This is a genomic window from Paraburkholderia sp. EG286A, from assembly GCF_040965375.1.
Taxonomy (GTDB): domain Bacteria; phylum Pseudomonadota; class Gammaproteobacteria; order Burkholderiales; family Burkholderiaceae; genus Paraburkholderia.
This window is the reverse complement of the sequence record NZ_JBFRCB010000003.1, coordinates 1-12652: the sequence shown is the minus strand read 5'-3', so window position 1 is coordinate 12652 and position 12652 is coordinate 1. Positions and strand designations below refer to the sequence as shown.

Below are 12652 nucleotides of genomic sequence, written 5' to 3'. Positions count from 1 at the left end.
ACGGACGCCGCCAGACATCTTTAAAAATGGATTAACCGAGCCAGATCGTTGAACAACGCGATCGCCGACAGCGCGACGATGCAGGCAAGTCCCGCGCGCTGCAGCACGAGCTGCCAGCGGTCCGAGACGGCTTTGCCCGTTACGGCTTCAACCGCATAATATAACAGATGCCCCCCGTCCAATACCGGAATTGGGAGCAGATTCAATACGCCGAGGCTGATGCTCACGAGGGCGAGGAACGACAGGAACGCTGAAGGACCGAGTCTCGCGCTCTTGCCGGCGTAGTCGGCGATCGTCACCGGGCCCGACAGATTCTTCAGCGAGGCTTCGCCCGTGATCATGCGGCCGAACATCCGCAGCGAATACACGGCGATGTCCCACGTGCGATGCGCACCGAGCCGCACGCTCTCGAGCGGCCCGTAGCGCACATCCACGGAAGGCGCCTGCGCCGAGAGCGCCGCGCCGATTCGGCCCACTTCCTCACCCGTCTGCGCGTCGCGCTGCAACGCGGGCGTGACCGTGAGCGTGAGCGTCTGCTGTGCGTGCCCGGCAACGTCGCCGCGCGCGACCGAGAGGCGCACGGGCTTGCCCGCACGCGCCTTCACCCAGGCGATGAAAGTGCTTGCGCTGTCCACGGGCCGGCCGTCGACGGCGCGCAGTTGATCGCCCGCCTGCAGTCCGGCATGCTGCGCCGCACTACCCGCCTCCACGGCCGCCACCTTGAGCGTGTTGCCGCCCGCCTCGAGGCCGAGCTTCGCCATGAAGTCGTCGTCGAGATCCTTGCTGGTCAATTGCGAGAGATCGAGCGGGAAATCGTAGGTGCCCTCGCCATCACGCGCGGCAAGGACGACATGGCCCTGGTCGAACGCCGTCGCGAGCAGTTTCCAGCGCAGGTCCGACCACGAACGCACGGGCTCGGTGCGGCTGCCGTTTGCATCGCTCACCGAAAGAATCGTTTCGCCGCCCTGGAAGCCGGCCCGAGCCGCCGCCGTTTGTGCGGGCGGCGCCGCGACAATGGCCTTCTGCTCGGTCACTCCGCTTGCGTAGACCACCGCAAAGAGCGCGACGGCCAGCACGAAATTGGCGATCGGCCCCGCCGCGACGATCGCAATGCGCTTGCCGACCGACTGGCGGTTGAACGCATGTGGCAAATCGCTTGCGGGAATCTGGTCGGGCGACTCGCGCTCGTCGAGCATCTTCACGTAGCCGCCGAGCGGCAGCGCCGCGATGGTCCACTCGGTGCCGCTCTTCTTGCTGACCCACTGGACGAGCGGCCGGCCAAAGCCGATCGAGAAACGCAGGACCTTCACGCCGCATAGACGCGCGACGCTGTAGTGCCCGTATTCGTGCACGACGACCAGCACGCCGATCGCCACGACGAATGCGACCAGTTCGGTAAGCAGGTTCATGAGCGCCTCCTGGGCTGGAAGCAGCGCACCGGTGCGGGAGCGGCCCCGAGGTCGGGCTCGCGTGCCTGAGGGGCCGCCAGGGCCCTTCCGCAAGCCCCTCGCTGACCTGTCAGGCCGGCACCGGCAGGCTGTCGATGATGGTGTGAGCCGCGCGGCGGGCGGCCGCGTCGGCTTCGAGCACGACTTCGAGACTCGACGCGTTGCGGTTCTCGAGCGCGTTCAGTACGGCATCCACTGTCTGGGCGATGGCCATGAAGCCGATGCGCCGGTTCAAAAAGGCTTCCACTGCCACTTCGTTCGCCGCGTTGAGCGCCGCGCTCGCCACGCCGCCGGCGGCCAATGCCTGCATCGCGAGTGCGAGACACGGGAAGCGTGCGTAGTCGGGCTTTTCGAACGTGAGCGTCGCGATCTGCGCGAGATCCAGCTGCGCGACGCCGGAGTCGACGCGGTCCGGGTACGCCAGCGCGTGCGCAATCGGCGTGCGCATGTCGGGGTTGCCTAGTTGCGCGAGCACCGAACCGTCGGCGTACGAAACCATCGAGTGGATCACGCTCTGCGGATGGATCAGCACGTCGATGCGCTCGCCCGGCAGGTCGAACAGATAGTGCGCCTCGATCACTTCGAGGCCCTTGTTCATCATCGTGGCCGAATCGACGGAGATCTTGCGGCCCATCGACCAGTTCGGGTGCTTGCAGGCCTCGTCGGGCGTCACGTTCACGAGCGTCGAGGGCTCGCGGGTGCGGAACGGGCCGCCCGAGGCGGTCAGGATGATCTTCGTGACGCCGTCGCGCTCGGCGTTTTCGCGCGGGAAGCACTGGAACACGGCGTTGTGCTCGCTGTCGAGCGGCAGCAGCACGGCGCCGCTGTCACACACGGCATCGATGAAGATGTCGCCGGACATCACGAGCGCTTCCTTGTTGGCGAGCAGGATCTGCTTGCCGGCCTTCGCCGCCGCGAGCGTGGGCGCGAGACCCGCCGCGCCGACGATGGCCGCGACCACCGTGTCGCAGCCATCGCTCTTCGAGACTTCGACGAGCGCCTGCGGCCCGTAGGTCACGACGGTCTTCGAGCCGGCCGCGCGCAGCTTGCGCTCGACCTGGGCGGCGGTGTCGGCGTCGCCGACCACGGCCACTTCGGGGGCGAAGCGCAGGCATTGTTCGACGAGCTTCTCGCCGTTGCGATGCGCAGTGAGCGCATAGACCGCGAAGCGTTGCGGATGACGCGCGACGACGTCGAGCGTGCTGTCTCCGATCGAGCCCGTGGAACCGAGCAGTGTGAGTCGTTTTTGCATATTCAAATCTCTAACCGGGCGTCCTGGCCAGGCGCCTTTAGCCGAGCAGCAGCATGGCAAGCGGCAGCACGGGCAGCAGTGCGTCGATGCGGTCGAGGACTCCGCCGTGGCCCGGCAGGAGCCCGCTCGAATCCTTCACGCCGGCCTGGCGCTTCAGCATCGACTCGAACAGATCGCCGATCACGCTGAACGCGACCAGCACCGTAAGTACGAAAAGCGCACGACCGAGCCCGATCTGGGCGGCGAGCGCGGAATACAGCGTGGGTTCGAACGCGTGCAGCGCGATTGCCGCGCCGGACACCACCATCACAGCGGCCCAGCCGCCCACGGCGCCCTCCCAGGTCTTGCCGGGGCTGATCGAAAGCGCAAGCTTATGCTTTCCGAATGCCTTACCCGCAAAGTATGCGCCGATATCGGCCAGCCAGACCACGAGCAACAGGGACAAAACGAACGCCACGCCGGCCGTGCGCGCGGCCACGAGGGCGTGCCAGCAGGCCGCGAAGACGACGAGACCGGCGGCCAGCAGGAAGGCGCGCCAGGCGCCGGCGGCGAGCACCGGCTTGCGCAGCAGCACGTAAGGACCGGCGATGATCCAGAACACGCCCGCGGCCTGAAAGAGCGGCCGGGGCGCCGGCAGACGCGTGCTGAGCGCCACGGCGGCCGCCGCGATCACGGCGTAGACGATCGAGCCGGCCGCGCCCGCCTTCAGGAGGCGCGCCCACTCCCACGCGGCGAACACGACCACGACGCCGATCAGCGCGCCGAACGCCGCCACGGGCGCGAACAGCGTGATCGGCAGGAAGACTGCCAGCAGGACGAGCGCCGTAATGACGCGGGTCTTCAGCATGAAAGGGAATCGGCGTTCTGGGCGACGACCTGTGCGCTCGTGCGGCCGAAGCGGCGCTCGCGCTCGGCATACGACGCGATGGCGCGGCTGAGCGCTTCGGCGTCGAAATCCGGCCAGAACGTGTCGGTGAAATAGAACTCGGCGTACGCGAGTTGCCACAGCAGGAAGTTGCTCACGCGCTGTTCGCCGCCCGTGCGGATGAAGAGGTCCGGTTCGGGCGCATAGGCCATGGCCAGATGCTGGGACAGCGTGTCTTCGGTGACGGGAACCGGCTGGCCCGTGGCTGCCGCTTCCTCGACCAGCTTGCGCGTGGCCTGCAGGATATCCCAGCGGCCACCGTAGTTCGCGGCGATCGTGAGGGTGAGACGGGTGTTGCGCGCGGTTTTGGTTTCCGCGCGGCGAATCAGGTCCTGGATGCGCTCGTTGAACATCGACAGGTCGCCGACCACGCGCAGCCGGATGCCGTTCGCGTGCAGGCGCGCCACCTCGCGCTCGAGCGCGGTGACGAACAGGCGCATGAGGAACGACACTTCGTCGGTCGGGCGGCGCCAGTTCTCGGAACTGAAGGCGAAGAGCGTGACGTATTCGACGCCGCGCTCCACGCACGATTCGACGACCGAACGCACGGCATCGACGCCGCGCGTATGGCCCGCGACGCGCGGCAGGCGCCGCTGGGTTGCCCAACGGCCATTGCCGTCCATGATGATCGCGATGTGGCGCGGTACGGCCGCCACGTCGGGCACGCGAACGGTTGAGCTGGTATAGGTCATGGCCGTCGGACTGTAACTGCGATAAAAAAGGGAAACCGCCGGAAGTCAGGCGAATCTGGAAGCCCTGAGGCCTCAGACCGTCATGATCTCGGCTTCCTTCGTTTGCACGAGCTTGTCGATCTCGGTCACGAAGCGGTCAGTCAGCTTCTGGACTTCGTCGCTGCCACGGCGCTCGTCGTCTTCGGAAATTTCCTTGTCCTTCACGAGCTTCTTGAGCTGCTCGTTGGCGTCGCGACGCAGGTTGCGCACGGCGACCTTCGCCGTTTCGCCTTCGTTCTTGACGACCTTCGTGAGCTCCTTGCGGCGCTCTTCGGTCAGTGCGGGCATCGGCACGCGGATCAGGTCGCCGTGAGTGGCCGGGTTCAGGCCGAGGTCCGACTCGCGGATCGCCTTTTCGATGACCGGCACCATCTTCTTTTCCCACGCCTGCACGCCGATCGTGCGCGCGTCGACGAGCGTGAGGTTCGCGACCTGCGAAATGGGCACGGGCGAACCGTAGTAGTCGACCTGGATGTGGTCGAGCAAGCCGGTATGGGCGCGGCCCGTGCGGATTTTCGCCAGATCGCTCTTGAACGCTTCGATCGAGCGCTGCATTTTCTGCTCGGCGCCCTTCTTGATGTCAGCCACAGCCATTTTGATACCTCCGAACCTTCATAACGGAACGGGCCCGCCTGCGCGCTGATGGGCGGCGCGGCCCGTGTTCGAACCTCTCGTGAAACGAGAGTTTACACGTGGACGAGCGTACCTTCGTCTTCGCCCAGAACGATGCGCTTGAGCGCACCCGGCTTGACGATGGAAAAAACCCGGATCGGCAGCTTCTGGTCGCGGCACAGCGCGAACGCGGTGGCGTCCATCACCTGCAGGTTGCGGCCAATTGCCTCATCGAAGCTGATCGTCGAGTAGCGCGTCGCGGTCGGGTCCTTCTTCGGGTCGGCCGAGTAGACGCCGTCGACCTTGGTGGCCTTCAGCACGACTTCGGCGCCGACTTCCGAGCCGCGCAGCGCGGCAGCCGTGTCGGTGGTGAAGAACGGGTTGCCCGTGCCGGCCGCGAAGATCACGACCTTGCCTTCTTCGAGCTGGCGAATCGCGCGGGGGCGGATGTACGGCTCGACGACCTGGTCCATGCGCAGCGCCGACTGCACGCGCGCTTCGATGCCTGCGTGACGCATGGCGTCCTGCAGCGCGAGCGCGTTCATCATCGTGGCGAGCATGCCCATGTAGTCGGCCGTTGCGCGGTCCATACCGGCCGCGCCGCCCGCGACGCCGCGGAAAATGTTGCCGCCGCCGATCACGACTGCGAGCTGGGTGCCCAGACGCACCACCTCGGCCACGTCTGCCACCATACGTTCGATCGTGGCGCGATTGATGCCAAAGGCATCATCGCCCATCAGGGCTTCGCCGGAAAGTTTGAGCAGGACGCGTTTATAGGCGGGTGTGGGCATGGAGGTATCCAGAATCGCGCGCAAAGGGCAATAACTTGAAACTGTAGGGGTGAAATACGGCTTCGGGCAAGCGCCGCCAGAAATAGCGAAGATTTCCGACGCCGCGCACGGCGGGGGACTACCATGCGCGTCGCCGCTACGCTGCCCGCCACGGCGGATTGCTCCGCCACGGCTTACAACTCAGCAAACTGCGGTGCTAACTGCGGTACTGCAACAACTGCGGTTGCCGCCTGCCGTGCTGGGCACGGCGAGGCAGGCTTAACCGTCTTATTGCTGCTTTGCAGCAGCGACTTGCGCGGCCACTTCGGCAGCGAAGTCGTCCTGGCGCTTCTCGATGCCTTCGCCGACCACGAAGAGGGCGAACTTCTGCACCGTCGTGCCAGCGGCCTTGAGCATCTGCTCGATCGTCTGCTTGTCGTTCTTAACGAACGGCTGGTTCAGCAGCGAGACTTCCTTCAGGTACTTCTGGACCGAACCTTCGACCATCTTCGCGACGATCTCAGCCGGCTTGCCCGATTCGGCGGCCTTCTGCTCGGCGATGCTGCGCTCCTTGGCGATCAGGTCGGCCGGCACGTCGTCCGACGACAGCGAGACCGGCTTCATCGCGGCGATGTGCATCGCGACGTCCTTGCCCACTTGCTCGTCGGCGCCCGTGTACTCGACCAGCACGCCGATACGCGTGCCGTGCAGGTACGCAGCCAGCTGGTTGGCGGTTGCGAAACGCGCGAAACGGCGAATCGACAGGTTTTCGCCGATCTTGCCGACCAGTGCGAGGCGCACTGCGTCGACCGTCGAGCCGTCCAGCGCCAGCGCCGACAGGGCGGCGACGTCAGCCGGGTTTTGCGTAGCGACGAGTTCAGCGATCTTCTTCGAGAAGCCGATGAAGTCGTCGTTCTTCGAAACGAAGTCGGTTTCGCAGTTCAGCTCGACGATCGCGCCGGCGCCGCCGCCGATGAACGACGAGATCACGCCTTCAGCCGTGACGCGCGAAGCGGCCTTGCTGGCCTTGTTGCCGAGCTTCACGCGCAGCAGTTCTTCGGCACGTGCCAGGTCGCCGTCGGCTTCCGTCAGCGCCTTCTTGCATTCCATCATCGGCGCGTCGGTCTTCGCGCGCAGTTCTGCCACCATGCTTGCGGTAATTGCCGCCATCATTCGCTCCTTGAGTCTGTCTGGTACACGCCGCCCGCCTTTCGACGCGGCCGGCAGAAATTCGTTTCCGTTTCCGCCTGCGGTGAAACGCTTTTTTACAGCTGCTTCTACAGGGCTACGGTGCCGCTCATATGACGCGGCGACGAAAGTCGCGGCTTAAAAAAAAGGGGCCTATGGAAAGCCCCCTTTTCTTGCCGGACACGGGGCAGCTTACGCCTCCGAGTTGACCTCGACGAACTCGTCGTCGCCGTCGTTGCCGCGTGCAGCGACAACCACGTCGTTGACCGCGTTCGCACGGCCTTCGAGGATCGCGTCAGCCACGCCTTGCGTGTAGAGCGCAACGGCCTTGCTCGCGTCGTCGTTGCCCGGGATCACGTAATCGATGCCTTCCGGCGAGTGGTTCGTATCGACCACGGCGATCACGGGGATGCCCAGCTTGTTCGCTTCCGTCACGGCAATCTTGTGGTAGCCGACGTCGACCACGAAGATCGCGTCCGGAATGCCGCCCATGTCCTTCACGCCGCCGATCGACTTTTGCAGCTTGGCGATTTCGCGTTCGAACAGGAGCGCTTCCTTCTTGCTCATCTTCTCGAGCTCGCCCGCTTCCACGGCTGCTTCCATGTCCTTCAGGCGCTTGATCGAAACCTTCAGCGTCTTGAAGTTGGTCAGCATGCCGCCGAGCCAGCGTGCGTTCACGAACGGCATGCCAGCGCGCTGGGCTTCCAGGGCGATCGTGTCACGCGATTGACGCTTCGTGCCGACGAACAGGATCGTGCCGCGGTTCGCTGCCAGTTGACGCACGTACTTCAGCGCGTCGTTGTACATCGGCAGCGTCTTTTCGAGGTTGATGATGTGAATCTTGTTGCGATGACCGAAGATGAAGGGGGCCATCTTCGGGTTCCAGAAGCGCGTTTGGTGACCGAAGTGGACACCGGCTTCCAGCATTTGGCGCATGGTAACTGCCATGAGAAATTCTCCGCTAGGGTTTGGGTCTGAAGCCGGCTGCCGTATCGGTGCGCCCTCCCATTTCCGGAGATCGACGCGCCCGACACCCTGTGTGCGCCGGCTTGCGAGTGTGCTGCCCGAAGAAGATGCTTCCGAATGTTCTTCGCGCACCCGCCAGAATCCATCTTTGGCAAGGCGCTCCGCGGCAACGGCGGATTCAGCCTTTCCCACGAACCTCGAACGCGAATTCGAAGGATATGGGAAGCGACTTAGCCGAAGAGTATAGCACGCAAACTGCCCCTTACTCAAGACAGCTATTACCCGCGGAATACGGCGCCGAGCGTGGGCGCCGGATCCCACCCCGCCTTCTCAAAAGTCAGCGACCCCTGGCATTAGGTGCGATAATTCAATATTCGACTGCATTTCCGGGCGCATACCATGGCCATTTCGATCAAGAACGAACAAGACATCGCGCAAATGCGCGTCGCCTGCCGGCTGGCGAGCGAGGTGCTCGATTACATCACGCCGTTCGTCACCGCGGGCGTGACGACGGGTGAACTCGACCGCCTGTGCCACGAGTACATGACCAACGTGCAGGGCACGGTGCCCGCGCCGCTGAACTATCAGCCGCCGGGCTATCCGCCCTACCCGAAGGCGATCTGCACTTCCGTGAACGACGTGATCTGTCACGGTATTCCGGGCGACAAGGCGCTGAAGAACGGCGACGCGCTCAATATCGACATCACCGTCATCAAGGAAGGCTATTTCGGCGACACGAGCCGCATGTTCATCGTCGGCGAAGGCTCGATCCTCGCGAAGCGCCTCGTGCAGACCACCTATGAATGCATGTGGCTCGGCATCGACCAGGTGCGTCCCGGCGGCCATCTGGGCGACATCGGCCACGCCATTCAGCGCTACGCCGAAAGCCAGGGCTACAGCGTGGTGCGCGAATACTGCGGCCACGGCATCGGCACGGTGTTCCACGAAGACCCACAGGTCCTGCACTACGGCCGCCCCGGCACCGGCATCGAACTCGTGCCCGGCATGATCTTCACCGTCGAGCCGATGATCAACGCCGGCCGCCGCGACATTCGCACCATGCCGGACCAGTGGACCGTCAAGACGAAGGACCGCAGCCTCTCGGCACAGTGGGAACACACAGTACTCGTGACCGAAACGGGCTACGAGGTCCTGACGGTCTCGGCGGGCACGCCCGCGAAGCCGGCCATCGTCGCGCAGATGGCGGGCACGGCGGCCTGAGCGCCGGAAAAAGTGCCGGAAAGCGCTTCGCGGCGCGATCCGGCGCAAAATGGATGGGCTCGTAACGAGCGGCCTGCGCCTCCGGGCAGTACGCCCGGCGCGAGCAATGCACCCAATGCGGACGCCGCCCGGCGCCCGCAGCACGATGAGGCAGCCTGCAAAGCAGCCGACGCATTAACCGACGAACCAGCGCGGCCAGCCGCCATCGCGAGGCGCGCCGCGCGCACGACCAGCCGCCCGCCCAACCACGCCAGACACGACCCGAGCCCATGAGTGTTCCCGCTGTCGCCGTTCCCGATACGTCGTCGCTGAAGTCCGACTACAAGGCCGCCAAGGCCCAGTTGCTCGAGCGTTTCAAGACCGCGACCAATGTCGACTCGCTGATGCGCGCCCTCGCCCGCACCACCGACGACACCTTGCGCAGCGCCTGGAACCTGTGCGAGCTGCCGGCCACGCTGGCGCTCGTGGCGGTGGGCGGCTTCGGGCGCGGCGAGCTCGCGCCCTGGTCCGACGTCGACATCCTCGTGCTCCTGCCGGACGACGAGCCGCTCGCGCCGCTCGAAGAACGCATCGAGCGGTTTATCGGCCTTGCGTGGGACCTCGGACTCGATATCGGCAGCAGCGTGCGCAGCGTCACGCAATGCCTCGAAGAAGCGGCCAATGACGTCACCGTGCGCACGTCGCTTCTCGAGGCGCGCCGCATCACGGGCAGCGCGACGCTCTTTGGCGACTTCGCGCAGCGCTATCGCGACGCCATGGACCCACGCGCGTTCTTCCAGGCGAAGGTGCTCGAAATGCGCCAGCGCCATGCGCGCTTCCAGGACACGCCCTATTCGCTCGAACCCAACGTCAAGGAAAGCCCCGGCGGCCTGCGCGACCTGCAGCTGATCCTCTGGATCACCGAGGCCGCCGCCTTCGGCAGCAGCTGGAAGGAGCTGGACCAGCGCGGCCTCATCACCGGGCGCGAGGCGCGCGAACTGCGCCGCAACGAGGCATTTCTCAAGGCACTGCGCGCGCGCCTGCATGTGATCGCGGGGCGCCGCCAGGACATCCTCGTGTTCGACCTGCAGACGGCCGTGGCCGAAAGCTTCGGTTACAAGGCCAGCAGCGCGCGGCGGGCGAGCGAGCAGCTCATGCGCCGCTACTACTGGGCCGCGAAGGCGGTCACGCAGCTGTCCACGATCCTGATCCAGAACATCGAGGCGCAGCTGTTTCCGAGCACGAGCGGCATCACGCGCACGCTCTCCGAGCACTTCGTCGAGAAGCAGGGGATGCTGGAAATCGTCAGCGACGACGTGTTCGAACGCGAGCCGCACGCGATTCTCGAAGCGTTCCTGCTCTACGAGCAGGTGCCCGGCGTGAAGGGCCTGTCGGCACGCACGCTGCGTGCGCTCTACAACGCGCGCGAGACCATGGACCAGCGCTGGCGCCGCGACCCGGAAAACCGCCGGCTCTTCATGGAGATCCTCAAGCAGCCGGCCGGCATCACGCACGCCATGCGGCTCATGAACCAGACGAGCGTGCTCGGGCGCTATCTGCTGAATTTCCGCCGCATCGTCGGGCAGATGCAGCACGACCTGTATCACGTCTACACGGTCGATCAGCACATCCTGATGGTGCTGCGCAATATGCGCCGCTTCGCCGTGGCCGAGCATGCGCACGAGTATCCGTTCTGCAGCCAGCTCATCGCCAACTTCGAGCGTCCGTGGGTGCTTTACGTCGCGGCGCTGTTCCACGACATCGCCAAGGGCCGCGGCGGCGACCACTCGCAGCTCGGCATGGCCGACGCGCGGCGCTTTTGCCGTGAGCACGACATCACGGGCGACGACGCGGAGCTGGTCGTCTGGCTCGTGCAGCAGCACCTGACGATGAGCCAGGTCGCCCAGAAACAGGACATCACCGACCCCGAGGTCGTGAAGCGCTTCGCCGAGCTGGTCGGCACGGAGCGGCGTCTTTCGGCGCTCTACCTGCTGACGGTCGCCGACATACGCGGCACGAGCCCGAAGGTCTGGAACAACTGGAAAGGCAAGCTGCTCGAAGACCTCTACCGCTCGACGCTCGCCGTGCTCGGCGGCGCCAAGCCCGACGCGCACTCGGAACTCAAGACGCGCCAGGAGCTGGCGCTCGCGCTGCTGCGTCTCGAGACGGTGCCGGAGCACGCGCACCGCGCACTCTGGGACAAGCTCGACGTCGGCTACTTCCTGCGCCACGACGCCGCCGACATCGCCTGGCAAACGCGCGTGCTCTACCGCCACGTCGAGGCGCCGGAGCCGGTCGTGCGCGCACGCCCGTCGCCGATCGGCGAGGCGCTGCAGGTGCTCGTCTATGCGCAGGACCGCCCCGACCTGTTCGCGACGATGTGCGCATACTTCGACCGCAGCGGACTGTCCGTGCTCGATGCGCGCGTGAGCACCACGCGTCACGGCTACGCGCTCGATAACTTCATCGTCGCCCACACCGAGGGCGACGTGCATTACCGCGATATCGCGAACCTCGTCGAGCAGGAACTCGCAGCGCGCCTGAAGGCGACGGGCAATGTACTGCCCGAACCGTCGAAGGGCCGTCTCTCGCGCCTGTCGCGCACCTTCCCGGTGACGCCGCGAGTCGACCTGCGTGCCGACGAGCGCGGCCAATACTACATCCTGTCCGTGTCGGCGAACGACCGGCCGGGCCTCCTCTATTCCATCGCGCGCGTGCTCGCGGAGCATCATGTCGGCGTCCATGCGGCGCGGATCAATACGCTCGGCGAACGCGTGGAAGACGTGTTTCTGCTCGACGGTTCGGGACTCTCCGACAACCGCCAGCAGATTCATGTCGAAACCGAATTGCTGCGCGCGATCGCAGTGTGAATGACCCAAGCGAAATACCCAGATCCATGCGAGCCAAACTGACAGCCAAACATCCGCGCCCGACCACCCCGGAACGCGCCCCCGTCCGCCGCGGCAGCACGACCGCGCGTAAGCCGGTGCGGCCGGCTGAGGTGCGGCCGGCGGACGCTCGGCCGGCATCGGCCGCAAAGACTTCCGCCGGGAAGCCTGCGCGCACTTCAGCCGGACGCGCCGGCGATACGCGCCCGGCGCGGCCGGCTCGCGAAGGCGGGTTCGGCGACGCACGCCCGGCCCGACGCTCCGGCGACGAGCCGCGTGGATTTGCGCGCGGCCGTGAGGAAGGTGGCGCACGCCCCTTCGCGCGTCGGGCCGAGGGTGATGATCGCCGTCCGCCGCGCAGCCGGGAAGAAGGTGGCGAGCGCCCCTTCGCGCGTCGCGCCGAGGGTGATGACCGCCGTCCGCCGCGCAGCCGGGAAGAAGGTGGTGCACGTTCGTTCGCGCGCCGCCCCGAGGGCGATGACCGCCGTCCGCCGCGCAGCCGGGAAGAAGGTGGTGCACGTTCGTTCGCGCGCCGCCCCGAGGGCGATGACCGCCGTCCGCCGCGCAGCCGGGAAGAAGGTGGTGCACGTTCGTTCGCGCGCCGCCCCGAGGGCGATGACCGCCGTCCGCCGCGCAGCCGGGAAGAAGGTGGTGCACGTTCGTTCGCGCGCC

At 66.0% G+C, this 12652-nt stretch carries 11 protein-coding genes; 2 read left to right on the top strand and 9 right to left on the bottom strand.

Annotated elements, in window-relative coordinates:
* Positions 1–20: 20 nt before the first annotated feature.
* The 8 genes from rseP to rpsB all read right to left on the bottom strand — a co-directional run bounded on the left by rseP (position 21) and on the right by rpsB (position 7874).
* On the bottom strand, positions 21–1409 hold the full coding sequence (gene rseP, locus AB4Y35_RS12790; RefSeq protein ID WP_368704669.1) for an RIP metalloprotease RseP: 1389 nt from the start codon (positions 1407–1409) through the stop codon (positions 21–23).
* Positions 1410–1518: 109 nt separating this feature from the next.
* Positions 1519–2700, bottom strand: a complete 1182-nt coding sequence (locus AB4Y35_RS12785) for a 1-deoxy-D-xylulose-5-phosphate reductoisomerase (RefSeq protein WP_368704668.1) — start codon at positions 2698–2700, stop codon at positions 1519–1521.
* 37 nt (positions 2701–2737) lie between these two features.
* Positions 2738–3547, bottom strand: a complete 810-nt coding sequence (locus AB4Y35_RS12780) for a phosphatidate cytidylyltransferase (RefSeq protein WP_368693510.1) — start codon at positions 3545–3547, stop codon at positions 2738–2740.
* Positions 3541–4317: an isoprenyl transferase gene (locus tag AB4Y35_RS12775; protein WP_254339278.1), complete on the bottom strand. Its 777-nt coding sequence runs from the start codon at positions 4315–4317 to the stop codon at positions 3541–3543. Before AB4Y35_RS12775 ends, AB4Y35_RS12780 begins: the two co-directional genes overlap by 7 nt.
* A gap of 72 nt (positions 4318–4389) precedes the next feature.
* Positions 4390–4950: a ribosome recycling factor gene (gene frr / locus AB4Y35_RS12770; protein ID WP_110384055.1), complete on the bottom strand. Its 561-nt coding sequence runs from the start codon at positions 4948–4950 to the stop codon at positions 4390–4392.
* A 92-nt stretch (positions 4951–5042) separates the two neighbouring features.
* The gene (gene pyrH, locus AB4Y35_RS12765) at positions 5043–5759 is read right to left on the bottom strand and encodes a UMP kinase (protein ID WP_028204061.1); all 717 of its coding nucleotides are present in this window, start codon (positions 5757–5759) and stop codon (positions 5043–5045) included.
* A 267-nt stretch (positions 5760–6026) separates the two neighbouring features.
* On the bottom strand, positions 6027–6908 hold the full coding sequence (gene tsf, locus AB4Y35_RS12760; protein ID WP_368705396.1) for a translation elongation factor Ts: 882 nt from the start codon (positions 6906–6908) through the stop codon (positions 6027–6029).
* 210 nt (positions 6909–7118) lie between these two features.
* Positions 7119–7874 carry a 30S ribosomal protein S2 gene (gene rpsB, locus AB4Y35_RS12755; protein ID WP_368704667.1) on the bottom strand — a complete coding sequence of 252 codons (756 nt, stop codon included), beginning with the start codon at positions 7872–7874 and terminating at the stop codon, positions 7119–7121.
* A 417-nt stretch (positions 7875–8291) separates the two neighbouring features.
* On the opposite strand from rpsB, the gene map reads away from it, so the two are divergent.
* Both map and AB4Y35_RS12745 read left to right on the top strand, forming a co-directional pair.
* Positions 8292–9113, top strand: coding sequence for a type I methionyl aminopeptidase (map, locus tag AB4Y35_RS12750; protein WP_069265615.1), 822 nt, complete (start codon positions 8292–8294; stop codon positions 9111–9113).
* 269 nt (positions 9114–9382) lie between these two features.
* A complete protein-coding gene (locus tag AB4Y35_RS12745) occupies positions 9383–11962 on the top strand; it encodes a [protein-PII] uridylyltransferase (RefSeq protein WP_368704666.1) in 2580 nt (859 codons plus the stop codon).
* Between the two features lie 197 nt (positions 11963–12159).
* Here the strand turns inward: AB4Y35_RS12745 and AB4Y35_RS12740 are convergent.
* A partial coding sequence (locus AB4Y35_RS12740; RefSeq protein ID WP_368704665.1) for a hypothetical protein occupies positions 12160–12652 on the bottom strand: 493 nt, incomplete at its 5' end.